Annotated in this window: 27 protein-coding genes and 3 pseudogenes; 14 read left to right on the forward strand and 16 right to left on the reverse strand. The window is 62.3% G+C overall.

Going from position 1 to position 23699, the window contains the following annotated elements; all coding sequences use genetic code 11:
- Positions 1 to 6 precede the first annotated feature (6 nt).
- Positions 7 to 525 carry a hypothetical protein gene (locus JOF45_RS10635; RefSeq protein ID WP_245324208.1) on the reverse strand — a complete coding sequence of 173 codons (519 nt, stop codon included), beginning with the start codon at positions 523 to 525 and terminating at the stop codon, positions 7 to 9.
- 275 nt (positions 526 to 800) lie between these two features.
- Here JOF45_RS10635 and JOF45_RS10640 point away from each other — a divergent pair, with 275 nt between their 5' ends.
- Both JOF45_RS10640 and JOF45_RS10645 read left to right on the forward strand, forming a co-directional pair.
- A complete protein-coding gene (locus JOF45_RS10640) occupies positions 801 to 1124 on the forward strand; it encodes a DUF4212 domain-containing protein (RefSeq protein ID WP_210049695.1) in 324 nt (107 codons plus the stop codon).
- Positions 1124 to 2794 (forward strand): sodium:solute symporter family protein, encoded by a 1671-nt coding sequence (locus tag JOF45_RS10645; RefSeq protein WP_210049697.1) that lies wholly within the window; start codon positions 1124 to 1126, stop codon positions 2792 to 2794. Before JOF45_RS10640 ends, JOF45_RS10645 begins: the two co-directional genes overlap by 1 nt.
- Positions 2795 to 2901: 107 nt before the next feature.
- On the opposite strand, the gene JOF45_RS10650 is transcribed toward JOF45_RS10645, so the two are convergent.
- From JOF45_RS10650 to bioB, 6 genes are all read right to left on the reverse strand, one after another.
- Positions 2902 to 3720, reverse strand: a complete 819-nt coding sequence (locus JOF45_RS10650; protein WP_210049699.1) for a spermidine synthase — start codon at positions 3718 to 3720, stop codon at positions 2902 to 2904.
- A 15-nt stretch (positions 3721 to 3735) separates the two neighbouring features.
- Positions 3736 to 4362 (reverse strand): hypothetical protein, encoded by a 627-nt coding sequence (locus JOF45_RS10655; protein WP_210049701.1) that lies wholly within the window; start codon positions 4360 to 4362, stop codon positions 3736 to 3738.
- Between the two features lie 419 nt (positions 4363 to 4781).
- A complete protein-coding gene (bioD, locus tag JOF45_RS10660) occupies positions 4782 to 5495 on the reverse strand; it encodes an ATP-dependent dethiobiotin synthetase BioD (RefSeq protein ID WP_210049703.1) in 714 nt (237 codons plus the stop codon).
- Positions 5492 to 7846 (reverse strand): aminotransferase class I/II-fold pyridoxal phosphate-dependent enzyme, encoded by a 2355-nt coding sequence (locus tag JOF45_RS10665; protein ID WP_210049705.1) that lies wholly within the window; start codon positions 7844 to 7846, stop codon positions 5492 to 5494. Before JOF45_RS10665 ends, bioD begins: the two co-directional genes overlap by 4 nt.
- The gene (gene bioA, locus JOF45_RS10670; RefSeq protein ID WP_210049707.1) at positions 7843 to 9195 is read right to left on the reverse strand and encodes an adenosylmethionine--8-amino-7-oxononanoate transaminase; all 1353 of its coding nucleotides are present in this window, start codon (positions 9193 to 9195) and stop codon (positions 7843 to 7845) included. Before bioA ends, JOF45_RS10665 begins: the two co-directional genes overlap by 4 nt.
- Positions 9188 to 10414: a biotin synthase BioB gene (gene bioB / locus JOF45_RS10675; protein WP_210049710.1), complete on the reverse strand. Its 1227-nt coding sequence runs from the start codon at positions 10412 to 10414 to the stop codon at positions 9188 to 9190. Before bioB ends, bioA begins: the two co-directional genes overlap by 8 nt.
- A 259-nt stretch (positions 10415 to 10673) precedes the next feature.
- Here bioB and JOF45_RS10680 point away from each other — a divergent pair, with 259 nt between their 5' ends.
- On the forward strand, positions 10674 to 11249 hold the full coding sequence (locus JOF45_RS10680; protein ID WP_342591470.1) for a TetR family transcriptional regulator: 576 nt from the start codon (positions 10674 to 10676) through the stop codon (positions 11247 to 11249).
- Positions 11250 to 11255: 6 nt separating this feature from the next.
- Here JOF45_RS10680 and JOF45_RS10685 read toward each other — a convergent pair whose 3' ends face one another.
- The gene (locus JOF45_RS10685; RefSeq protein WP_210049714.1) at positions 11256 to 11486 is read right to left on the reverse strand and encodes a hypothetical protein; all 231 of its coding nucleotides are present in this window, start codon (positions 11484 to 11486) and stop codon (positions 11256 to 11258) included.
- Between the two features lie 76 nt (positions 11487 to 11562).
- On the opposite strand from JOF45_RS10685, the gene JOF45_RS10690 reads away from it, so the two are divergent.
- Entirely contained in the window at positions 11563 to 11880 is a 318-nt protein-coding gene (locus JOF45_RS10690) for a transposase (protein WP_010080477.1), read from the forward strand.
- A 17-nt stretch (positions 11881 to 11897) separates the two neighbouring features.
- Positions 11898 to 12827, forward strand: coding sequence for an IS3 family transposase (locus JOF45_RS10695; protein ID WP_152744531.1), 930 nt, complete (start codon positions 11898 to 11900; stop codon positions 12825 to 12827).
- Positions 12828 to 12874: 47 nt separating this feature from the next.
- Here JOF45_RS10695 and JOF45_RS13665 read toward each other — a convergent pair.
- Positions 12875 to 13339: pseudogene (locus JOF45_RS13665) on the reverse strand (site-specific integrase); the annotation flags it as partial.
- A gap of 631 nt (positions 13340 to 13970) precedes the next feature.
- Between JOF45_RS13665 and JOF45_RS10700 the strand changes: the two are divergent.
- The 3 genes and pseudogenes from JOF45_RS10700 to JOF45_RS10710 all read left to right on the forward strand — a co-directional run bounded on the left by JOF45_RS10700 (position 13971) and on the right by JOF45_RS10710 (position 17166).
- Positions 13971 to 15157, forward strand: a pseudogene (locus JOF45_RS10700) (IS3 family transposase).
- 32 nt (positions 15158 to 15189) lie between these two features.
- Positions 15190 to 15441, forward strand: a pseudogene (locus JOF45_RS10705) (integrase core domain-containing protein); the annotation flags it as partial.
- 789 nt (positions 15442 to 16230) lie between these two features.
- On the forward strand, positions 16231 to 17166 hold the full coding sequence (locus tag JOF45_RS10710; RefSeq protein WP_210049716.1) for an Abi family protein: 936 nt from the start codon (positions 16231 to 16233) through the stop codon (positions 17164 to 17166).
- Positions 17167 to 17301: 135 nt separating this feature from the next.
- Here JOF45_RS10710 and JOF45_RS10715 read toward each other — a convergent pair whose 3' ends face one another.
- From JOF45_RS10715 to JOF45_RS10730, 4 genes are all read right to left on the reverse strand, one after another.
- Entirely contained in the window at positions 17302 to 17910 is a 609-nt protein-coding gene (locus JOF45_RS10715; protein WP_210049718.1) for a gamma carbonic anhydrase family protein, read from the reverse strand.
- A 4-nt stretch (positions 17911 to 17914) separates the two neighbouring features.
- The gene (locus JOF45_RS10720; protein WP_210049720.1) at positions 17915 to 18190 is read right to left on the reverse strand and encodes a hypothetical protein; all 276 of its coding nucleotides are present in this window, start codon (positions 18188 to 18190) and stop codon (positions 17915 to 17917) included.
- Positions 18191 to 18293: 103 nt separating this feature from the next.
- Entirely contained in the window at positions 18294 to 18551 is a 258-nt protein-coding gene (locus JOF45_RS10725) for a hypothetical protein (RefSeq protein WP_210049722.1), read from the reverse strand.
- Between the two features lie 85 nt (positions 18552 to 18636).
- The gene (locus JOF45_RS10730) at positions 18637 to 18897 is read right to left on the reverse strand and encodes a hypothetical protein (protein ID WP_210049724.1); all 261 of its coding nucleotides are present in this window, start codon (positions 18895 to 18897) and stop codon (positions 18637 to 18639) included.
- Between the two features lie 190 nt (positions 18898 to 19087).
- Between JOF45_RS10730 and JOF45_RS10735 the strand changes: the two genes are divergently transcribed.
- Both JOF45_RS10735 and JOF45_RS10740 read left to right on the forward strand, forming a co-directional pair.
- Complete coding sequence (locus JOF45_RS10735; RefSeq protein ID WP_210049727.1) at positions 19088 to 19348, forward strand: helix-turn-helix transcriptional regulator; 261 nt, start codon at positions 19088 to 19090, stop codon at positions 19346 to 19348.
- 57 nt (positions 19349 to 19405) lie between these two features.
- Entirely contained in the window at positions 19406 to 19897 is a 492-nt protein-coding gene (locus JOF45_RS10740; protein ID WP_210049730.1) for a hypothetical protein, read from the forward strand.
- A 174-nt stretch (positions 19898 to 20071) separates the two neighbouring features.
- Here the strand turns inward: JOF45_RS10740 and JOF45_RS10745 are convergent, their stop codons facing one another.
- Positions 20072 to 20530: a GNAT family N-acetyltransferase gene (locus JOF45_RS10745; protein ID WP_210049732.1), complete on the reverse strand. Its 459-nt coding sequence runs from the start codon at positions 20528 to 20530 to the stop codon at positions 20072 to 20074.
- Positions 20531 to 20752: 222 nt separating this feature from the next.
- Here JOF45_RS10745 and JOF45_RS10750 point away from each other — a divergent pair, with 222 nt between their 5' ends.
- The 4 genes from JOF45_RS10750 (at position 20753) to JOF45_RS10765 (ending at position 22434) form a co-directional block, all read left to right on the forward strand.
- A complete protein-coding gene (locus tag JOF45_RS10750) occupies positions 20753 to 21091 on the forward strand; it encodes a nuclear transport factor 2 family protein (RefSeq protein ID WP_210049734.1) in 339 nt (112 codons plus the stop codon).
- A gap of 116 nt (positions 21092 to 21207) precedes the next feature.
- The gene (locus JOF45_RS10755) at positions 21208 to 21525 is read left to right on the forward strand and encodes a DMT family transporter (RefSeq protein ID WP_210049735.1); all 318 of its coding nucleotides are present in this window, start codon (positions 21208 to 21210) and stop codon (positions 21523 to 21525) included.
- Positions 21522 to 21905, forward strand: a complete 384-nt coding sequence (locus tag JOF45_RS10760; protein ID WP_210049737.1) for a DMT family transporter — start codon at positions 21522 to 21524, stop codon at positions 21903 to 21905. The genes JOF45_RS10755 and JOF45_RS10760 overlap by 4 nt, the downstream gene beginning before the upstream one ends.
- Positions 21892 to 22434 (forward strand): TetR/AcrR family transcriptional regulator, encoded by a 543-nt coding sequence (locus JOF45_RS10765; RefSeq protein WP_281069679.1) that lies wholly within the window; start codon positions 21892 to 21894, stop codon positions 22432 to 22434. Before JOF45_RS10760 ends, JOF45_RS10765 begins: the two co-directional genes overlap by 14 nt.
- A gap of 48 nt (positions 22435 to 22482) precedes the next feature.
- Here JOF45_RS10765 and JOF45_RS10770 read toward each other — a convergent pair whose 3' ends face one another.
- Entirely contained in the window at positions 22483 to 22908 is a 426-nt protein-coding gene (locus tag JOF45_RS10770) for a pyridoxamine 5'-phosphate oxidase family protein (protein WP_210049743.1), read from the reverse strand.
- A 446-nt stretch (positions 22909 to 23354) separates the two neighbouring features.
- A complete protein-coding gene (locus JOF45_RS10775; RefSeq protein WP_210049745.1) occupies positions 23355 to 23690 on the reverse strand; it encodes a hypothetical protein in 336 nt (111 codons plus the stop codon).
- Between the last annotated feature and the right edge of the window lie 9 nt (positions 23691 to 23699).

Below are 23699 nucleotides of genomic sequence, written 5' to 3' on the forward strand. Positions count from 1 at the left end.
AGCGGATCAGCGCTTGGCAGCAGGGGCCGCCCAGCCGCGGTACATCTTCAGCGCGGCGCAGATGAGGATGACGGCTCCGCCTCCGGCGAGCACCAGGCCCATTCCGGGCAGGAAGCTTCCCCAGGCCGTCTCGAGCGAGGCGGCGATGATGTTCCAGATCTGGAGCAACACGATGGCCGCCACCACCACGCCGGGGACTGCGGCATGGCCGATCGCCAGGCCGCGCCGCGGGATGAAGGCTCCGGCGAAGGCCAGGCAGCCCACGGCCAGGGTGAGCACGCCGGGGCCGTCGGTGCCGCGGAGCACAAAGCTCTCGCCGACGATCTCCTGGGTCAGCGTCACATAGACCCAGGGCAGGAAGGCGGAGAAGATCATCATCATGCCGGCGATCATCATCGCCCAGCTGCCGGGGTGGAAGATCCCGAAGCCGTTGGTCCGGCCGGCCTTCAGCCGGGCGGCCACACCGGAGAGACCCTTGTCCTCCGCTGCGCTCTTCATCTGAGTCGCGCTCTTCACCTGAGTCATGCCCTCCATTCTAGGGTGACGGCCATCACAGTCACCTGCGGAACCGGACTTCCTGCGCCGAACGGCACCGCTACGCCGCCGAGCGGTCGCACAGGGGCCGCGAGCGGTCCATGCTGGCCACCGGTACCGCTGGTGGACCCCAGGGCGCCGCTCGACAGATCACCGGCGCCGTTGGGGCACGTCGGCTTGTCTTGTGAGGTGAATCACAGTTGTCTGAACTCAGATCCCTGGCGCGTACGGCGCGGGGGCGCAAGCACTGAGCAAAGGAGCCTCACATGTCTGATGTGACATATGAGAACGGAGGGGGCGCTCCTCCGAGCGAGGATTGGCGTCGTCGCTACTGGAAGAAGAATGTGCGCCTGCTGGTGGTGCTGCTGGCCGTCTGGGCCACCGTCTCCCTCGGGTTCGGCGTGTTGCTGGTGGAGCCGCTGAACAACATCGTGATCCTCGGCTTCCCCCTGGGTCTGTGGTTTGCCCAGCAGGGTGCCATCTACACCTTCGTGCTCCTGATCCTCATCTACGCACTGTGGATGGATCGGATCGACAAGGAGTTCGGCGTCGAGGAGCGTCCGGCGGGCGCAGAGGGTGGTGACTCCTGATGAGTTCGATGCAGTTCTGGACCTTCCTGTTCCTGGTGCTGAGCTTCGGGCTCTACATCTACATCGCCTGGCGCTCCCGCGTGAAGGAGACCAAGGAGTTCTACGTCGCCTCTCAGGGCGTGCCCACAGTGGCCAACGGCATGGCGGTGGCGGCCGACTGGATGTCCGCGGCCTCCTTCATCGGCATGGCCGGCATGATCACCTTCATGGGCTCCGACGGCGCGGTCTACCTGATGGGCTGGACCGGCGGCTTCGTGCTGCTGGCGCTGCTGCTGGCCCCCTACCTGCGCAAATGGGGGAAGTTCACCGTCCCGGAGTTCGTGGGCGACCGCTACAGCGACAGCGTCCGGGTGATCGCCGCGATCAGCGCGATCGTGGTCTCCTTCACCTACGTGGTCGGTCAGATGACCGGCGGCGGCGTGGTCTTCGCCCGGTTCCTGGGCCTCTCGGCCGAATGGGCCGTGGTGGTGGCCGCCGCGGTGATCTTCTTCTACGCCGTCCTGGGCGGGATGAAGGGCATCACCTACACCCAGGTGGCCCAGTACATCGTGCTGATCATCGCCTACGCGATCCCCGCAGTGGCGGTCTCCCAGCAGATCGGCGGCTTCCCGATCCCGCAGGTCACCTACGGCACCATCCTCTCCGAGCTGGATGCGCTGCGCACCGAGTTCGGTCTGCATGAGTTCACCGAGGCGTTCGCCGGACGCGACGGCGGCCAGCTGGACGTGTTCCTGGTGACGGCCTCGCTGATGCTCGGCACGGCTGGTCTGCCGCATGTGATCATCCGCTTCTACACCACCAAGACGGTGCGCGGTGCGCGATTCTCCGCCTTCTGGGCCCTGTTCTTCATCTCCCTGCTCTACCTGACGGCGCCGGCCGTCGGTGCGTTCACCAACCTGAACCTGCTGCAGGGCGCCCAAGGCTCCACGGCCGATGACCTGCCCTCCTGGATCAACCCCTGGGCAGAAGCCGGCTACGTGACGCTGAATGCGGAGGACGGCCTGATCAGCACCGTCTCGAACGACGCCGCCTCCGGGGCGGATCTGATCGTCTCCAACGACATCCTGGTCCTGGCCTCCCCGGAGATCGGTGGCCTGCCGGCTCCGATCATCGGACTGATGGCGGCCGGTGGCATGGCCGCGGCACTGTCCACTGCGGCCGGTCTGCTGCTGGTCATCTCCTCCGCTGCCTCCCACGACATCTACTACCGGATGATCTCCAAGGAGCAGGCTTCGGAGAAGACTCAGATGATGGTGGGGCGCCTGGCCATGACCGCGGCGGTGCTGGTGGCGATCTTCGCCGGACTGAACCCGCCGGCCTTCGTGGCCCAGGTGGTGGCGTTCGCCTTCGGACTCGCGGCCTCGACCTTCTTCCCGATCCTCATATTGGGCATCTTCTGGAAGAAGGCCAACGCCAAGGGCGCGGCCGCGGGCATGCTCACCGGCCTGGTGTTCAGCGCCGGCTACATGATCTACACCCTGGAGATCTTCGGCACCGGCGCCAACGATCACATCCTCGGCATCTCGCCGGAGGGGATCGGAGCCCTCGGTGCGCTGGTGAACTTCACGGTCACGATCGTCGTCTCCAACCTCACCCGGCCGCCGAGCCACGAGGTCCAGGAGATGGTGGAGTCGATCCGCTACCCGTCCCAGCAGGCGACGAAGGTGTGACCCCCTCCGTCTGACCAGCCAACTGCGATTCGAGCGGGGTTTTGGCCCTTTTGAGACGCGATCAGCGTTGATAAGGGCCGAAACCCCACTCGAATCTCATTAACGCGTCAAGACGCCCAGTCGGTCAGCTCGGCACCGGTGAGGACCTCGCCGGGGTGCGGCCCGGCGGCCCAGATGAGCTGTCCCTCGAAGTCCGTGAAGCCCTCGCCCGGAACTGCCGCGAAGGCCAGGTTCCCCTCCTCAAGAGCCGAGAGGACGGCGTCGGGCCCGGTGAGCAGACAGTTCTCAGGCTCCCCCACTGCCGTGAGCAGCGTGGAGGTGAGCTCCCGGGCGAACGCCATGCCGGCGTCATCGCCGAGGTTCATCAGCATCAGCCCCTGCGGGTTCAGCGCAGCCAAGACCTGGTCGAAGAACTCCGAGGAGACCAACGACGCCGGCGCTTCGGCGCTGTTGAACAGATCCACGATGATCACGTCGAAGCTGCGTCCGGCCAGCGCTCCGCCCGGAGCGAGGGCCTCGGCGGCATCGGCTACGACGTTCTCCGGAGTCACGGGCATGGGCAGATGCTCCAGGACGAAGTCGACCAGCTCCGGCTCGATGTCCACCACAGTCTGAGCGATGTCGGCAGAGCCTGACCACTGCGCCTGGATCCAGCGCGGCAAGGTCAGTGCCCCAGCACCGAGGTGCAGGACCGACGCCGGCCGCTCGCCCCACAGCCGCGGAGCCACCGCCCGCAGCACCGAGCTCATCCGGTGGGTGTAGTCATGGAGGAGCCAGCTGGGATCCTCCACCTCCACATGGGACTGCTCGGCCATCTGATCCGGCGATGGGCCGGTGCTCAGCACCATCCCGGTCTCGGTGAGGTCGTCACGGCTGAGCTCGGCGAAGTGCCCGGAGAAGGAGAGCTGGATGCGTGCAATGGTCATCGCTGACTGTCCGACTCAGTCCAAGGTTCCGGCACGGAAGGCTCGGGCTGATCCTTCCAGATCCTCGGCAGTGCCCAACAGCTGGTCCGCGCGGGATGTCAAGCGGCGTGCGTCCTCTGGGCTGGCGTCCTCATGCCGGCCGGCCCAGAGCGCCTGGCCGCGGGCGACCACACGGCAGAAGGCCGCGGCACGATCGAAGGCCACATCGATGTCCCCGGTGTACATCCCGGCCAGGACCATATCGGCCAGCCGGGTCATCTCTTCGGCGGTCGGCGGCTCAGGAACCCCTGCGACGGCATGGGGCACAGCATCGCTGCGGCCCAGCCGGTAGTACTCCGACATCCTCTCCGCGTTCTTCTGGGTGGCCGCGCGGATGGCGTAGATCCGCCACAGGCTGCCGGCCAGAGAGCGCGGCGGAGAATCTGCCCAGAGCTCCGCGATCGCCTCGATGCCCTCAGTCTCAGCCAGCTTCACAAAGCGCTCGGTGATCTCCGGGTCCTCAGACTCGCGGCCGTGGAAGACCAGGGCATGAGCGGTGTCATGCGCGGCCTGCGAGATCGTGGCGGGGTCGGCACCGCCCTCCCGCTGGTCGAAGACGGCAGGTTCGGTGAACTTAGGTCGCCGATGCGGCTGCGTGCTCATACTGGGACTCCTCTCCCGGGGACTGCAGGGTCCGGGGCCCCTACTGTATTCCGCTGACGCGGGACCGCGCACCAACCCCCGCCCGACGCCGAGCCGCTCCTCTCGCCTGTCTGAACGGCGTCGCAGCCCGGGGTAAGGCGAGCTGACGACGCCGACTTCAGCGGCCGCACCGGGTGCGATATCATCGGAAGTCGGCCTCATCGGCCACCACAACAGACCAGGGCCTTTAGCTCAGAGGTAGAGCATCGGACTTTTAATCCGCTTGCCAAGGTGATCGGCCAACCTCTCAGTGATCCGCTAGATCCCCGTCATATCAACGATGCCAGGCCCTCCGGCAGCTTTCTTAGTGAGTGCCCAATGGCCGTCTGGTGGCCATTTTGGTGGCCATTTTCTCGTGTGAGGCCATCAAAGCCACCGCATCAAGACGGGCTTGGGGCGTACTTCCCTGTGTGGGGGATAGCAGGTACTTCATTCCCGCTGACGTGGGGCAGCTCCAAGGCACTCCTGATCCCATGCTGTAGCGCCAGGTCGTGTAAGAACCTTGCATTGGCCGCGTGTAGCTGCGGCTGGAGGTCTGGCTGAGGGTTGCTGATGATCAGCGCTTCGGGGGTTTGGTTTCTGCTGGCGAGGTGGTCCAGTGCCAGTTCAGTGTGGTTCTGTGTGCCCAGCCCGGAGTGTGTCACCAGAATCAGCATGGGCTTGATCCCGAAGGCATTGCCTCCGCGTTTAATGAGTTCCCAGAGCGTCAGTCCCTCTTCAGTTAATCGGACAGTCAGCCCGCCTGATCCTTCGGCGATGAGAACATCCGTGGAACGCGTGTAGCTGGCCCACCGCTCGATATGCTCCTCGGCAGTTTTCAAGGGCTCACCGGTCACAGTGGATGCGTCTCGGGGTGCCATAGTAGGCGCGAGGCGCTGGCCTTCAGAGGTGGAGAGCAAGGTCGGCGTGCCGAGGTGCCGATGCACTGTGTCGATGTCCGCTGGGTCGTGAGAGTCAGCTTCTACGCCAGTCTGGACCGGCTTGTCGATATGGACTCGATGTCCACTCTGTAGGTAATGCTGGGCCAGTGCCGTCGTGGCGACAGTCTTGCCGATCTCAGTATCTATGCCGAGGACGCCGATCAGCAGCTTCATATCTGGTGTCTTTCTCTCGAGTCAGTGCAGTCGTCTCCGGAAGTGACGAGCACCTGTTCCGGCGCCTGGAAGGACAGCAGTGAGGTCCAAACTGGCTCAGCTCCGGTGAGGCATGAGTGTGGCATGGCCTGTGCTGCCGTATGTACTGCAACGGTGGCTTCTTCTTCGGCCAATCCAGCGCCTAGGCAACGGTGCACGCCGTAGCCGAAGGCCAGGGACGGGTCAGAGTGATGCATGCCGCTCAGCTGCAACAACACGTCATCGCCGGCCGCGACTTCAATATCGCCTGCAGCTGAGGGCAGTACCGTCGAATATTCTGCCTTGCGTCGCCAGGTCGGGACTGAAGATTGGTGAGCCAGAGACTTCTGCACCACGGAACGACTAGCAGCTTCGCCAGTGTCGGTGTTGCCGCAGGACTCCAGTAGGCCTGGATCTCCAAAGAGCCGGTAGAGGGCTGTGCTGATCAGCATGCTGGTGGTCTCCTGACCGGCGATGGTGAGGAAATAGCCGAAGGAGATGATCTTCGCTTCGGTGATGCCGTGGGTCTTAAGAGCCCCGAAGAGCGTCTCAGGATCGTCAGTTTCACGAACCTGTTCCCGAAGCCAGTGATGGAATTCGACGGCCGACTCAGCCAGACGTCGCTGACGCTGCGCGTCCGGCCAGCCCCAGAATAGTTCCAGGGAGTCCTGGCTCCATCGCTTCAGCTGATTAAACTCAGGTAGAGGCAGGCCCGTCAGCTCAGCCATAATCAGCGGCGGGAGTTTCCCCGCCAAGGAATCAGCCAGATCCACACTGCCGTGATCAGCATCCTGGGCGCACTGCTCGGCGAGGTCGGCAGCGACCTCTTGCATGCGGGGTGTGATCTGCTTGACTCTGCCCGGCGAGAAGAAGGGCGCGACCAGTTTGCGCACCTCACGGTGCCGCGGACCATCTGCAGAGGCGAGCACGGCCGGCAGTTGTAAGCCTTCACGGGCCAGGTATCGTCGGACTTGCCCGGTCAGCGGTTGAACTGCCGTCAGCGCGTTGGAGGCGGAGAACCGTGGGGGGTCGCCCAGCACAGCTCGAATCGTCTCTGGATCCTGGAGAAGCACCTGGTCCGGCTTCTTCTCCGCTGGTCGGGCGTCGTCCTCTGCAAAGGGACATGCCGACGGTGCACCCCATGCCTTGGCCGCCACAGCAGCCACCTGGCCCAGCACCCGGGTCAGTTGTTGTGGGGGAAGATAAGACTTCAGCGTGATCCGCAGCCTGGAGACGCCGTCAGGGACACTGGGCGGGCGGAAGCAGCCCACCAGGATGCCGAGGTCTCGTAGCTGTGATGCCGCGGCGGCAGCACTGGCGGCGTCGGGCATTCGCACGGAAACGATGGGAGAGGCTATCGGCTCAACATGCTGGGCCAGAATCGGGTTCCGAGTCAGCACTCGATCTGCGGTGCCCATAGCTGCTTCCAGTCCGCGATGAGGCTTCTCGGTGCGGATCAGGCGAGCGGCTTCAGCGGCAGCTGCGGCCACAATCGGTGAAAGGCCGGTGTCAAAGATGAAGCTACGTGCAGTGTTGATCACGTGTGCTCGCCATGACGGTGCGTCTGCGCCGGCAATGAGCACCACCCCGCCCTGGCCGCCAAGACTCTTCGACAGGCTGGCCGTCATCAGTATGGGCGGGCTCTCGGAGGAGACGATGTCGAGCAGTTGAGCCTGCCCCAGTGCACTGCCGGCACCCAGTGTGCCGAGACTGTGTGCTTCATCGACCACCAACAGGGCCTCGTACCTCCGGCACAGTTCTGCGGCAGCTGCAAGGTCGGTGCTGTCGCCCAGCACTGAGTACACGGATTCGACGACGACGGCAGCCCGCAGCTGCCTCTGCCAGGCAGCCTGCAGCAATCCCTCCAAACAGTCGAGGTCCTGATGAGCGAACGTGGATACCTGAGCAGAAGAGGCGATCTTCGCGGCGTCGTGGAGACTGGCGTGAACGTGATCATCCAGGAAGAAGGCAGTGCGTGGCCCACCGACTGCGCTGAGCGCACCGAGGTTTGCCAGGTAGCCGGAGGAGAAGGTCACAGCAGCTTGGGCTCCGGTCAGGGCGCACAGCTGCTGCTCAGCGTGGTGGTGCGCCTCTGAGGTGCCGGTGACGACTCGTGAGGCGCCTGCACCCACCGGACCCTTCTCCGCCCAGGACCGCACGGCCTCTCGTAGTCGCGGGTGATTGCTGAGCCCGAGGTAATCATTGGAGGCCAGATCCACCAGAGAAGGGTCAACAATGGCATCAGTTCGGTGAACCTGGCGGCGTTGCCGGACCCGGTTGCGCTCAGCGACCCACCTCTGCCAGGTTCCTGCCCTCTGCTCGGTCTTGCTCACCCGTGCACCTCCTCGACAGCACCGCAGATGGCCGCGGTGATCGTGGCGACTTCTGCCTCATCACAGATATAAGGCGGCATGGTGTAGACCGCTCGGCGGAACGGGCGCACCCAGGCGCCTCTGTCCACCGCGGCGCGAGTCACCGCAGGAATATTCACAGGCTCGTGAAGTTCGACCACCCCGACTCCGCCGAGAACTCTGACATCGGCAACACTGTGAAGCCGCCTCGCTGGGGAAAGCCCGTGGTGAAGGGAACGTTCAAGAGTGGAGACGGACTGGGGCCAGGGGTGCTGCGGGTTGTGCAGCAGCTTCAAAGAGGCCAGAGAGACCGCGCAGGCCAGAGGGTTGGCCATGAAGGTCGGACCATGCAGCAAGGCCCCCGGCATGCCGGCCCCGGGCGTACTCACGGTAGAAGCGACGTCGTCTGTGACCAGAACAGCAGCCGCTGTCATAGTCCCTCCCGTGAGAGCCTTGCCGATGCACATCACATCAGGGGAGACACCTGCCCATTCTGCGGCGAAGAAAGTCCCAGTGCGGCCGAACCCGGTGGCAATCTCGTCGAAGATAAGCAGCAGTCCATACTCGTTGCACACCTGGCGCATCACTTGTAGCGCCTCTGGGTGGTAGATATGCATCCCGCCGGCGCCTTGAAGCACCGGCTCGGCAATCAACGCGGTGAGTTCGTCCCGGTGGTCAGAGGCCAGTCGCCGCACCTCTGCAGCCCAGACTGCGAATTGGTCCGTGTCGGTCTGCCACTCACCGGTCTCTGGGCATCGCCGGGCTGCAGGTGGCCGGGGTGCGAAGACATGCTTAGGAACCAGGGCGTCGAAAGCGGCGTGCATCCCGTCCACCGGATCGCAGGTGGCCATGGCACCGATGGTGTCGCCATGGTAGCCCCCGCGCAGTGCTATCACCCGGTTGCGCTGGGTCCGGCCGGCAGCTGCCTGGTACTGGTATGCGATCTTCAGTGCGACTTCAACAGAGACCGAACCGGAATCGGCGAGGAAGACTCGGGAGAGCCCTTCTGGGGCCACTGCTGTCAACTGTTCTGCCAGCTCCACAGCAGGCGAGTGGGTCAATCCACCGAACATGACGTGTGCGAACTTCTCCGCCTGGCGATTCAGCGCCGAGTTGAGCTCAGGGTGGGCATACCCGTGAACAGCAGCCCACCAGGACGACATCGCGTCCACCACACGGCGCGGGGCGGCTCCTCGGCCGTGTTGGTCACGGTCTGCCACGAGGTGCAGGTGGGCTCCCTCGGCTCCGATCACGGAGAAGAACTGTTCAGCGCCTGCCGGAGAATACGGGTGCCAGAGAAGGCGTTGGTCCTCGGAGAGCAGATCAGGCATTGGGGGCCAGCTCCGTGCCGGCACCACGCCGGCGGATCTCCAACGGCGGCACTGCGTGGCGCTCCTCCGTCGTCGCTGTTGAGCATCCGTTGCAGCCCGCGCCACCTGCTGCGCCAGCGATGGGACATGTGCCACACGAGGAGGTGTGCTGCAGACTCGGAGGTGGGGTGGCCGCCTCGATCTCCTCCAACAGGTGAGCCGGGTCCTGTGTGGATCCGTCCGGTTTCATGATGACGAAACCGTGATCAGCAAGCATGCGAAGGTCCTCCGCGGCGGCCTGTCCATTGCTGGTCAGATAGTCGCCCAAGAACAGAGAGTTGGCGGCCTCCAGGGCCATCGGCTGCAGAGACCGCAGATGCAGCTCGCGTCCGCCTGCGATGCGGACTTCCTTGTCCGGGCACACCAGCCGGGCCAGACAGACGATCGTCAGCGCCCGGTGAGGAGTGAGATCCCATGTGCCGGCCAAGGGGGTGCCCTCGAACGGCATCAGGAAGTTGATCGGGATGGAGTCTGCCTCCATCTCCCGCAGCGCGAACAGCGCCTCGACGATCTGCTCGTCGGTCTCTTTCATTCCCACGATGAGTCCAGAACAGGGAGACAGGCCAGCTGACTTGGCTTTGTCCACGGTGGAGACCCGGTCCGCGTAAGAATGCGTGGAGACGATGTTCTCATGGTGGGACTCTGCAGTATTGATGTTGTGGTTATAGGCGTCCACACCGGCTTCTGCCAGACGCTCAGCCTGCCTATCCTTCAATATCCCCAGACAGGCACAGACCTCTGCACCGGGAGCGGTCTCATGGACAGCCCCGACCATGTCGATGACCCGGGCGATGTCCCGGTTCGAAGGCCCTCGCCCGGAGGCGACCAGGCACACCCGCGAAGCACCTGCGGCCAGCCCTGCCCGAGCCTGACTGGCCGCCTCCTCGGTCGACAGCCACGAGTACTTAAGGATCTCAGCCTGGGATCCCAGCCGCTGAGAGCAGTAGCTGCAGTCCTCAGGACACAACCCTGATTTCAGGTTGACCAAGTAATTGACCTTTACCGTGTTGGCGAAGTGGTGGCGACGGACCTCAGAGGCCGCGGCCACCAGCTCCATCCGCCTGGTCTCCGGAGCTTGCAGAACCTGCAGGGCTTCCTCGACCGAGAGTCCTCCCCCTACAAGGGACTGCTGCGCCAGCTGTGAGAAGGGGACGCTTCTTGAACGGCGTTCAATAGTCATAAGGTAACCATAATCACCCAGTTGAACGCTGTTCAAATCGGCCTGCTGGCGCTCTTTCGCGACAGAGAGGCGACGCATTAGCCCCGCAGTTCCGCCTGCATCCCGCTTGGCACCTCATCACTCCGTCCGGGGTCAGCAGTACGCTATCCATTGATGACCCGCGGGGACTGCTGAATGAACAGTGTTCAAGTAACCTGGTCGAATGGTTCCACAACCAGGAAATCAACCCCGTCCACGGTCGCGTCGTTCCAGAGATGACGTGATCGAGGCAGCCCTTCGAATCCTTGACGATCAAGGCTTGCCCAACTTGAGCATGCGCCAACTGGCTGAGTCGCTAGGTGTCAGGCCAGGCGCGCTGTATTGGTACTTCGACAGCAAGCAGGCTCTCTTGGCAGACGTCAGCCGCCGAATTCTGGCCCCGATGTATTCAGCGACTGTCGAAGGTGATTCTCTCCATGAACGAGCCCTGAGGACTGGGGTGCAGCTCAGAGACTGCCTTCTGGCCTACCGGGACGGTGCAGAGCTTGTCTCAAGCTCGCTCGCCCTGGGCCTGGTCGTCTCGCCGGTGCACACGAAGCTTGGTATTGACCAGCAGAAGCCCGAGGATCAGCACCCCCTGGTGCTCACCGCAGCTGAGGCGGTCACGCACTTTGTGGTGGGCTTCACTTTCCACGAGCAGCAGCGCACCCAGGCCGAAGCTCTTGGCGTCACAGGGGCAGCGGACGACATCACTCCCCAAGCCGTCGCGAACTCTTCGCCCGCGCAGGGCGGAGAGTTCCGTTCCGTGCTCGAGCTCATCTGTCATGGATTGCAAACGCTCGAACCGAGTCCGTAATCAGGGTTAACCGACGCGGCGCTGTTTCCACTCGTCAAAGTCAACGACTATCGCATCACCGGCGGCTTCCTCTTCGAGGCCCCCTTCTGGCTGCGGATCAGGGTCTTCTGACGACTTTGGTCCAGCCCAGAGCGCGTCGCCGACCTGTGCCGCGACGTCACGCTTCATGTCGTCGAGCACATGCTGGTACCGGTCCACCATGGTGCGCTGACTCCAGCCCATGAGGTCCATCACCACGCGGGCGTCAATGCCGAGTGTCGCGCGTCAGACTTAGTGGCAGGGCCGTTATGTAGGTCCTGAAGGAGAGTCAGTCATGGGTAGACCACCCTCGATTCCGGCGGAGAAGAAGACCCGGATAGTGCTGAGCGTGCTGGCCGGCGAGATGTCCATCGCCGAAGCGGCACGCAAGGAGAAAGTCAGTGAGCAGTCCATCGGACGGTGGAAGGCCGAGTTCCTGGAAGCCGGCAAGACCGCCCTGGTGGCCGGCAGGTCCGGACCATCCTCCCGAGAGGAACAGCTGGAGGCCGAGGTCGCCGAGCTGACCCAGGCCTTGGGCGAGGCACACCTGGAAGCCAGGGTGTGGAAGAAGTCCGCGGAGGGCCGGCTGGGCCCTTCGAGGACCTCGAGGTGATCCGCGTGGAAGCGGGCATGTCGACCGCGAGGTTCTGCCAGCTCTTCGACATGCCCGAGCGGACCTGGCGCCGCTGGCAGGCCAAGGCCCGCACCGGGACGGCGGTGAAGGGACCGTGGCCGCAACCGGGACGGCAGGCTGCCAGGGAACTGGTGGTCAAGCACGCGCTGGCCCATCCGGCGTGGGGGCATCGGAAGATCTGGGCAATGGTCCGCCACGACGGGCATGTGGTTTCCGAGGCGACCGTGCTGCGAATCCTGCGCGACGAGGGGCTGATTCTGCCCGCGCAGTACCAACGGGAGCGACGGAAGCTGGCCGAGCGGCGCAAGGCCGCGTTCGCCACCGAGCCCTCAGGCCCGAACCAAGTCTGGCAGCTGGACTTCAGCGAGTTCGAGACCACCACCGGAGGGACCTGGCGGCTGGCCGGGTGCCGGGACTACTGGTCCAAGTACGAGCACCCCTTCCACGTTTCGCCCACCGGGAACCAGCACGACGCGATCGACGCGATCGAGTTGGCCCTGGCCGACTACGAGGCCATGTTCGGTCACCCGCTGGTCGAGGCCTGCCCGGTCGATCCCGAGACCGGTGAGCTGTTGCCCGTGGTGACCATCGTGACGGACAACGGCGGGCCGTTCCGGTCCTTCCGCTTCGAGTCCTTCATCGCCGCCCACCCCGAGCTACACCACGTGCGCACCCGAGTGAAGACCCCGGGGCAGAACGGGTCCCGTGAACGCGGCTTCGGCACGCTGAAGTACGAACGGCTCTACCTGGACGAGATCGACGACGCGATCGTGCTCGCCGAGCGGGCCGAGGACTACCGGATCGAGTACAACGAGCTCCGGCCCCACGAGGCCATCTCATGGAACCGGCCCAAGGAGGTGCACCTGGGCCTGGCCGACCCCACCACCCCGACATTCAAAACCAAGGAAATCCTGCCAACTACTTGACGCGGGACACCGAGCATCAGCATCATCGTGGCCGAGACGTGCCGGGCATCATGAAGCCGGACATGGTCAACTCCGCACTCCTCCAGGAGTGCCTTCCAGCGCTTCCAGTCACTTTCGGGGCGATGGGGACGACCGTTGAGCTGACAGAAGACCAGATCCACGGTGACCCCGTTCGCATCGGTGTAGGGCTTGCGCCGTTTACCTTCAGCTTCGTTCAGCGCGAGGTGTTCTGCGTGCAGTTTCTTGAGGTGCTTCAGAACCTGCTCGGGCACAGGGAGGCTACGCCGACCGGCCAGGGACTTCGGGGTTCCGAAGAAGAGTCCGCCACCGTACCTGGATGGGCAGAGATGTGGTCGTTTGGCGGGGCAGTGGGTGATGTCATCGCATCCGTGCCGCCATTTCTTGGGGTAGATAGTCCTGCGAAGGTCAATTTGGCCGTTATCGAGGTCGACCGCGTCCCACCCCAGCCCGAGGACCTCGCCTTGCCGAGGTCCATAGGTGAGGGCCATCATCCAACGTGTGGCCTCAGATGGTGGCAGCGTCTCTGCGTGAGCGATGATCTTCCGAGCATCCTCAGGAGTGAAGGCCGGCGGCTCAAAGGCCTCATCGCTGCGCCCCGAAGGGGCATCCACCTTCAGCAGCGGATTGGAGCCCAGTTTTCCGCGCTTCACCGCTGCTTTGAATGCGCCGTTGAGGATGCGGTGAAGTTGGAGCACCGAAGCAACGGCCTTGCCCTCAGCTCGCTTACGTGCGTAGAACGTCTCGATGTGCTCGGGTTTGAGCTTGTTTAGCTTGGTTCGGGCCAGTCTTGTGTCTTTCAGCCAGGCGATCTTGGCCTCGTAGCCCTCCAGGGTGCTGTCTTTCAGGGATCCCTGTTTAATGGTGTACAGCCAGTGATCCAGCCACTCCTGAAGGGTAGGAGCGGAACCGATGGTGACGGTGCCATCTTCCACCTGACGAATGAGGTCGCGGCGGGCAGCCGCACAGAGAGCCTGGGATCGGCCATAGACCGGCTTGCGGATGCGCTTTCCGCTGATCGGGTCAGTCCCGACGGTGACATCAGCCCTCCAGCGTCCTTTGCTGGGGTCTGCTGAAGGTTCGGTTGACTTCAAGACTGCTTAGAAAGCAGGAAGGATGGAAGTCATGCCGAAAGTCGTCTACACCGAGGAGTTTCGCCGGACCGCCGTGGAGCTGGTTGCTGGCGGGATGAGCCAGAAGCAGGTCTGCGCGGATATGGGCTGCTCGAAATCTGCGCTGCAGTCCTGGGTCCGGGCCGCGAAGCTCGAAGAGCACGGGATCGAGCCGGCTAAGGATGCTGAGGAGTCTCGGGAACAGGCGAAGATGATGCGCCGGATCCGTGAGCTGGAGCAGGAGAACAAGGTCCTGCGCGAAGCTGCGGCGTATCTCTCCCAGGCGAATTTGAAGCTGGGTGGGGCCTCCCCAAAATGATGTTCCCGCTGGTCCGTGACCTTGCCGCCGCCGGGGTGCCGGTGGCGGTGACCTGCCGGGTTCTGGGTTTCACCAAGCAAGCGTTCTACAAATGGGCAGCAGCCCCGATTTCTCAGCGGGATTGGGAGGATGCCCACCTGCTCAACGCCGCAATCGATGTTCATGCTGATGACCCGGAGTTCGGGCACCGGTTCATCGCCGATGAGCTCGCCGCCGCCGGGTACCGGGCCTCTGAGCGGCGGGTGTGGCGGCTGTGCTCACAGCAGCAGATCTTCTCCGCCACTCAGCGCAAGGGCAGGAAGAATCACAAGAAGCCAGGCCCGCCAGTCTGTGATGACCTGCTGGCCCGGGATTTCACCGCCACCAGGTCGAATCAGAAATGGCTGGTGGACATCACCGAGCACCGTACCGGTGAGGGCAAGCTCTACCTATGTGCGATCAAGGATGTCTTCAGCAACCGGATCGTAGGCTATGCGATCGATTCCAGGATGAAATCACGGCTGGCTGTGGCCGCCCTGCATGATGCGGTTTCCCGCCGCGGAGGACCCTCAGAAGTGGCCGGATGCATTGTCCATTCGGATAGAGGGTCGCAATTTCGTTCACGGAAATTCCAGCGGGCGCTGAAGGGATACAAGCTGGCTGGGTCCATGGGACGGGTCGGGGCTGCTGGGGATAACGCGGCGATGGAGAGCTTCTTCTCGACGTTGCAGAAGAACGTGCTCAACAGGCAGTCCTGGGCCACCAGGGATCAGTTGCGAGCCCGGATCATTCACTGGATCGAAGCGACCTATCATCGCCGCCGCCGACAGCGGAGGCTGGGTAAGCTGACTCCGGTCGAATACGAGACCGTTCACAAGGATGCCGTCGCCCTGGCGGCATAAGCCCGACGGTCAACCGAACCTTCAGCAGACCCAACGCTCTCGGCGACGGAGTGAAGCACAAGCACACAAGGCCACGGCGGCCCCAGACCAACGGCAAAGTGGAGCGATTCAACCGCACTCTGATGAAGGAATGGGCATACGCCCGTGCCTACTCCAGCGAGTCAGCCCGTGAAGCCTCCTACGAGGCCTTCCTCCACGAATACAATCACCACCGAACCCACACCGCTATCGGAGGCCTGGTTCCCTCAGCCCGCGTTCACAACCTCACGGGGAAGTACACCTAGTGTGCGGTCATGTTCACACCGACTGGAAGACCAGCCTCTCACCCCAGGGCACCGCACAGGTCAACGTCGGTGTCGATCAGTGGGACTTCCGGCCTGTCTCCGCAGAAGAGGTCCACCGTGCCATCAGAGATCCCAGTAAGCGCAGCTGACCTTGTGCCTCACAAGCCGGACCAACTACAGCACCCGCGATGCCTCAACCCGCAAGCACGGAGAGGAGATCTTCAGCAACGAAGTGAACGACAAGAGTCAGATGGGCTATGATAGAGGATGCTGTTCTGGGCAGAAAGGGCTTCCGGCCCCCTGAGCCTGGAAGACAACAAAACTGAATATTGAGGAGGCAGCGCAGCGCGCTGCATGGGCCTTTAGCTCAGTTGGTAGAGCATCGGACTTCAAATAGGAGCGCCTCGGTGGAAACGCTGGGGATGACACCACTCAAAGTCGGGGAACCCTTCCTAGAAAAATCTAGATGGCAATCCCGAGCCAAGCCGAGACCACGTCTCGGAAGGTGTAGAGACTGGACGGGTGGCACCTACGGCGCAAGCTACGGTGAAGGGACAGTCCAGACCACGAACGCCCTCCGGGGCGGCGGCGAAAGTCGAAGTGGGAAGTTAATCCGCAGGTCGAGGGTTCGAGCCCCTCAGGGCCCACCGCATCAGGTTGGCCGCTCAAATCAGCGCGGTTCGAGCGGCCAGCTGGATCTCATGTAGAATAGAGTCATCATATCCTCCACGCCTCTCGGAGAAGCGCAACTTGGGGGATTTTTCTTTCCCGCCTGACTAGACTCAGGACATGGCGAAGCGACGAATGCCCCGTGCCCGCGGAAGCAGACGCTTCGAGAAGCCGCCCCTGAGCTCATCTGCGTTAGTGGATCTGCTCAGAAGCCGTGGACTTGCCATCACAGACGAAGCTCAGGCAGCCCAGCAGATCAGCAACATCGGCTATTACCGCCTCTCCGCCTACATGGTCCCATTCCAACGTGGTCGTGATAATCATGACTTCAAGCCAGGGGCAACATTCGAAGATGTGATGAGCCTCTACTCGTTTGACCGCCAGCTCCGGCTCCTCGTCCTGGATGCGCTGGAGCACATTGAGGTCAGGTTGCGGGCCGCCGTGACTGACGAAATGTCACTGAAGCATCAGAACGCCTTCTGGTACACCGAACCGTCGTATTTCCGAGATTTGGCTCGGCACTCTGAATTTCTGGATCAGGTAAGTGAACGTAGCCGACGTCAGCTCGAAGGCCGGCCTGAAGACCCCGGCGACGTACACAATTACCGGTCTGCCTTAGAGCATTACTTGGTCACATATGGCGAACCGGACTTCCCTCCCTCATGGATCATGATGGAGGGGCTCACCTTCGGACAGGTGAAGTCGCTCTATGACAACCTCCAGCAGCGTGAAGACTCGAACCGCATCGCCCGCCAGCTCGGCACCCCCGGACCAGTGTTGACATCGTGGTTGAGGACTTTTCTGCGGTTCCGAAACATCGGCGCCCACCATGGCCGCTTATGGAACGTAGTTCTCGGCGTCGCACCCACGGCTCCAAAGAGCAAGTCCGTTCCTTGGCCGCGATCTCAATGGAAGATCACCGACCCCCGGCACGGTCCCATCCGCATATATCCAGGACTTTCCGCCATCCAATCACTGTTACTGACCACCGCCTCAGACCCCACGTGGTCACAACGTCTCTATGACCTGGTTTCGGACTACCAGGCTGTCCTGTGACTTCGTCCGCAATATGGCGGGGTTCTTCAGATGCTCCGTGGCGGCACATTGCCGCGAGTGACGGAACCGGATGAGCTTCGCAGGACCACAAGGGGGTCCGTTTGCGGGACGCGATAATCACACTCGCGCGACCACTTATCTCAAACGCTCGTCGGCGACCTGGTCGCCGCGATGGCGGCCGTACCATTGGGCTTGCTGAGCCATAACGTCGGCGAATGAGGTGTCGTCGGTTGCGCCGTAGACCGTGCCTTCGAAGTCGAGGTCGCGCTGGATCGCCCAGATCTTCTCGTGCTGGTCCGGAGATAGAACCTGGGCTGGGTCGCCAACGGCGACCCAGGCGATCGGCACCGTGGCATCGGCGGGCAGTGCCGTGTTGGCGTGCACGACGCCGTTGATGCGGACCTCGACCCGAGCAGCGAGCCGGCTCCCTGGGAACAGCGAGCAACCGGTGGCCAGAAAGCACTCTTCACCGATATTGGCGCCGTTGACGTGGGCGTGCGGACCGATCAGCACATTGTCGCCGATCTCGACCGGGTGGATGCCGCGTCCGCGTATCAGCGCGTTCTCCCTGATCACGCACCGGTGGCCAATGGTGACGCGGCCGTCCTCAGCCGTGACGACGGCACCGAACAACACGCGGGCCTCAGCGCCGATGTGGACGTCCCCGCACACCACCGCGTTCGGCGCAATGTAGGCATCGGGGTGAACCTGAGGCGTCGCCCCTCGATGGGTGATCAGCGGCATGGTTTCACCTCCTTTCGTCGAACTCGGCATCGTGGATCCTAACCTCGGCAGCTTGCTCATCGAGCGACTGCCGGTACGCAACGCATCCGCGCATGAACTTCGGCCAGGGCGGGACGGCAATGTCTGGATCGACCTGTTCGGGCAGGGTCCCCCAAAGATCGGGATGATGCCAGCACAAGTCATGCCCAGAACTGTCGCGATGCTCACGCACCGCGGTGCGAAGCTTCACCACCTCAGCCAGCAGCTCGTCTCGCGTCATGGCCTGCAGATCCTCATCCATACACCCAGCCTGCTCCACCGAAGGTCAACGCGGCAAGATCGAGTCCGATTGCCGATCCCTAACTGGCACTCTGATGTCGTCAGCAGCTTCCAGGGCCAAGGTCTTATTTCTCTTTGGTGAAGACACTTGTTTCCGCCCTGTCGCGAAGTAGAACGCTCTTTGGCCCGAAGAGACCCACCCTGGCATCAACCGCCAAAGGACGCGGATGCGTGGCCCGCAGCCGTGTCGTACCCAGAAAGAGACTACGTTGGTCAGCAACCTCGTGATTGACGATCAGCCGCACCCGATGCCAGAACACTGCTGCCTCGTCGAACTCCACCAACAGTTCCATGCCGTTGTGGTGTAGTGAGAACTGCTTCACTGTATCTCCTTGGTTCATATTCGGAGGTGGCAGACCCTTGACCGGTCATGGCCCCATAACGGAGCACGGGTGGACCAGCCGTGGCTCACCGTTTCCGTCTCAAGTCCCTGACGAAAAACACTGCACCGATCAGCATTAAGACGATGCCGCTCCACCAGCCGATACTCTGAATGGTCTCACCTGCACCGAAGTTCTCCGGCAGGATGAAGGCAAAGGTCGCCGCGATAAACCACCAGACGGTCCCCATGTCGCCGGAAGATTGACGGCGAACCCGTTCCTTATCCTCGTCTACTTCATTGTCCTCGTCGACCGCATCTGTGCGGTGCTTATGCTCGTTCTCGGTCATCGACTTCGAGTCTAATCATCCCCACGAGTTCGATACCACAGTGTCAGAGCAGCGGCGGCGTCCCGGTGGCTGATCGCTTTACGGAACGACGGCTTACGCGGACAGCGCCTTGACCCCAAGAGCAGCGAAGGGATGTCATAAGAGCGACACAATTTTGCTCTGTGACTACTTATCGTTGTATATTTACTACATGGAGCAGGGTAAAGAGTCTGGTGTGCCGCAGTTTTACTCTCGTGTTCCCGTGGTGCGAACTGAACGGGGCCTCAGCCGCAAGCAGCTGGCTGAGGCCGTCGGGGTGCATTATCAAACCATCGGCTCCCTGGAGCGAGGCGAGTACAGTCCCAGCCTTGTGCTTGCTCTTCGTATCGCTGAGGTGCTGAAAGTTCCCATCAATGCGGTCTTTTCACTGCGCCCTTTCGCCAGCATGGCAGACCAGATCTACAAGAACTGATCAGAAGTACCGGCGCAGCTTTACCCCGTAGGACATGTGACTGAGGAGGAAACATCGATGACCCAGAGCCTCACCCGCCAGCAACGACGAGCCGCCACTCTGGATGACCCCACTTTTGAAGGACTGCGAACACCACAGCGGCGAGCTCTGTTGTCTGCCGCGCTGCTTGGAATCCTGGCACTAGAGGCGGTCACCTTCACCCTCGCGGCCGCCGGATTCCTCCCAACCGCGGCGTTCTGGGCCATCCTCGCAGGACTGGTGGTCGGGCTGGTCATCATCCTTGGAGCCCTTAAATCCTCCACCAGGGGGATAGAAGAGCTCTCCCCAGCTGTCCTTGATGAGCGACAAAATCAGATTCGCGGGACGATCTACGCCACAGCGTACCGGCTGGTGTCCTGGGTATTCGCAGCCACGGTGCTGATCTTGATGCTTGTGCAACTGGGTCCGTGGGAAGTGCCCGGTGTTCTGCCGCTGATCGTGGCCGTCATCTCCATGCAACTGGTCATCATCATCCCGACACTTCTCACAGCACGTCACCGCACACCCTAACGCTGGAGGCCGTGCCAGTTGGGGAACGGCTTACGGTGCCCCTCCGAAGAGTGCCCTCGACGGTCATGTGGGCACCGAGGCTGTGCCAGTTGGGGATCGTTCAGCGGGATGACGCTAGGGGCTCTTCCACGGGCTGTGATGGTTCGATCGTCGTGGTTTCCCGGCGATCAGCTGTTAGACGTCGAAGCGGTGTGGGATGGTGTCGGTGCCCTCCCGGTACGGCCTGAAGCCGATGGCCGAGTAGTAGGCCAGGGCAGGCGAGTTGTCGACGCCGATGCTCGCGTCGATATGCTTCAGCCCGGCGGCCTTTGCCGCTGTCAGAGACGCGGCAAAGAGGCGGCGACCTAATCCGCTTCGACCAGCGTCAGGGTGGATGTGCGTGCCGATGATCCCCCACCCCTCAGCCACGTCGTATGGGTTCCCTGGCCACGCCCGCTTGAGCGACTGGAAACCGACAACCTGGCCCTGCTGCTCGGCGACGGTGCACGCGACCCCATACTCCATGTCGAGGTAACGCTCGCGAACCAGCGCGACGTCGACCGGGCTCGCCCGCAGGCCTGCGCGATAGATCGCGTTCTGCACCTCGGCCATATCCTCAGCGTCAGTAGCCCTTGCGGGCCGTATCTCGGTCATGTGTCTATCCTGCTACATGGTCGCTACCCCGACAGAACTCGATTCGTCGTCATAACCAAAGCGTGCTGTCGGACGGGGCTGCTCGAAGGGAACTTCCCCTTCCTGCGGTAATCAGAGCGTGGGCGACCCAGACCACCTGCTGCTGTTCCGATAAACGATCCCTCCACAGGATGTACGGGCCTATCCAGTGAGCCCTCCAGAAAAAGATGCAGACTGGGCGCTATGAATGACGTACTCGATGAACTGTTTGCCGCCGAGAACGCGCGCGACTGGACAACATTTCGTGCGCTTCTCCACCCCGAGGTCGAATGGACACTGATTGGATCCGGGACGACGTCCGTCGTTCACGGACGAGATGCTTACATGAACCGCCTCGAGGCGACCTACGAGTCTGCTCCTGATGCAGAGTTCACGCTTCGCCGTTCACTTCGCAACGACGCGGGTTTGATCGTCACAGAGCTGATCGACAACCACGGGAACGTCTCGGTTGACGTGTTCGATGTCCGCAATGGGCTCCTGCGACGGGAGTGGGAGTTCCTCCTCGGAGACGGCGCCCGTTGAGCGATCGGCTTACGGGGCAGCTGACTTTTCCGACGGTGGAGGAGGAACCCCCTGGCTGATGTTCCTTCGATCTGCACGCCTTGACTACTATGTACATCTGTCCATAGATTAAGAGTATGGCTCTTCTGATGCTCGTGGCCGCGATTGCTTCCGGGGTGACCGGCACACTGTGCACCCGAGCTTCGCAGGGGCTGCGCCGGTGGGGCTACACACTCGGCGCAGTCGGGGCCTACGGCATAGCCACCGTGCTGCTGGCCCAGCTGGTGCTGCATCTTCCCATGGGCGTGGTCTATGCGGTCTGGACCGGAAGTGCGGCAGTGATCCTGCTGGCCATCGACACATGGGCCTACAAGGTCTCCACCACATGGTTTCAGCGGACCGGGATGCTGGTGACCTTGATCGGTGTGGCAATGCTGGGGACCGCACTGTCATGACCAGGCAGCTGAGCATCCGCGACCTGTGGCGAGGCTGGGCCTATGTATGGGCCACCGTCGCCCTGGAAGTGGTAGGCACCCTGGCGCTGCGCGCCTCAGAGGGCTTCACCCTCCCGGTGCCTGCTGTGATCGCCGTGGCCTGCTATGTGCTGACGATTCTCGTGCTCTCTCTGGCGCTGAAGGTGCTGCCGATGAGCCTGGTCTACATCATCTGGACCGGGGCAGGCACCACCGGGGTGGTGCTGTTCAGCGTGTGGATCTTCGACGAGACCATGACACTGTGGTCCTGGCTGGGAGTGCTGCTGGTGATCTGTGGTGTGACGATGATCAACACCCGACGACAAACCCCGCAGAAAGACACCGAGCATGGCCCGGCCTAGAAACACACCGAACGACCCACAGCGCCGTCAACGAATCCTGGCAGTCACCATGGAGCTGCTGAAGGAGACCGGAATCGCCTCGGTGACCGCCCGCTCAGTCGCTACCCGAGCTGAGGTGCCGGTCGGGTCAGTCTCCTACTACTTCGACTCGGTGAAGGGTTTGCTGCTCCAAGCCAGCCAACAGCTGCTGGGCCGGCGAACTGCCCAGATCGCCGACTGGGACTATCAAGACACCGGCGGCGATGCCCTGTTGGAACAGCTCGCTGAACTGATTCACCATCAGATCACTACCGGTCGATCCCTGACAGTGGTCTCCTACGAGCTCTACCTACTGGGACTGCGTGACCCCGACTTCCAACAGATCAGCGCCCACACAGTAGGTGCCCTGCGCAACAAGCTGTTAGAGCACTTCCCCGCTAAACGTGCCTCCCACTTGGCCGCCACAGCCGATGGCTACCAGCTCCAAGCCCTCTTCGACCAGAAACCGCCCAGCGTGGCATCAATCCTCACCACCCTCAAGAGCGAATGAACCAACGCTTCCAGGCTGCCAGTTCGGGATCGGTAAACCGGACTGCGTTCACGAAGGAAAATATGATTGGTCCCGTATCATTGCGGTCTCGGGCTCAAACCGGACGAATAGCCAGTCGTCCGGCTGGTTCAGTCCGTCAACGAACCTCTCCTGGTCCCACTTCGCCATATCGTTGCCCAGATACTTCGCAAGGACCCGCTTTGCCCTCTCGAAATCCCATGGCTCCACTGTTGCTCGGCCTCTGAAGCTGACATGTTGGACCAGGCCATTTTCCACGTCGAAGTCAACGATTCCCACAGCAGTTCGGGCGTCCTGTTGCACACGCTGTTGGAAGGTGTTCTCGGAAACCACGACGATGAACCATAGCGCATCGCTCTCCCACAGGAACCACAGGGGAACGTCACGCGCCCCCTCCTCGGAAGACGTGGCGAGGTGGGCGAACAAGGGCCTGGTCAAGAACTCTTCCAAATCCATGTTCTCGGATCGTGTGCCAACAATCTGCATTCCGCCTCCATACACTTTGAGGTCTAACCACACGGCTACGGAGTTCCGCCGATAAGCACATCGTTTCACGAGCACACCCCGACTCCCACGGGTCAACGCGATGCTTCCATGTCCCGTAAGCCCATCGGTCACCGAGCACGGCGACTGATCCTGCACCTGCCCACGGAATGGATACGGGCCGAAGCCTTCGGCAGGCTCTGGGCAGCCGCCCTGTGTCCACCACAGGCGGTGATTAGATGCTCATCATCCAGCCCTAAAGGACGCTCAGACCGGGATCAAAGGAAACCCGGAAACTCCAAGTGGAACAGACCAGAGCGTGGCCGGGGCACTACCCGTAGCTCACTACCCGCAGTTCAATAGTTCAGCCACCCGGAAGAAGACCCATCAGTGGATTCAGTTTTAGGAGTGCGAAGACTCTATCCCTGAGGGACAACATTCCGCGATGGGGAAATTGCCCACAGTGACAGAGATGCAAAAGCTAGGGAGATGACGGCCAGCGCAAGGACCATTTCTCCTGACCAATCGAACCACGGTATAACCATGAAAGAGATAGCAATGACTCCGATCAGCGCGTACCTTGACTTGTCGTCGTTGATTGCTTCATCGCCCTCCTGTTTGACGGTCATTTCTATACCTAAGTAGAACAGCGCTCCGAACACCACGGCGATGCCGTAGTTCCAAGGATTATCCAAGAGCCCCAGCGTGAACAGGCACAGCCCAGCTGATCCGAAGACGAGGATCTTGTGCTTCATTGCGGGTCA

The organism is Nesterenkonia lacusekhoensis, assembly GCF_017876395.1.
GTDB classification, from domain to species: Bacteria; Actinomycetota; Actinomycetes; order Actinomycetales; family Micrococcaceae; genus Nesterenkonia; species Nesterenkonia lacusekhoensis.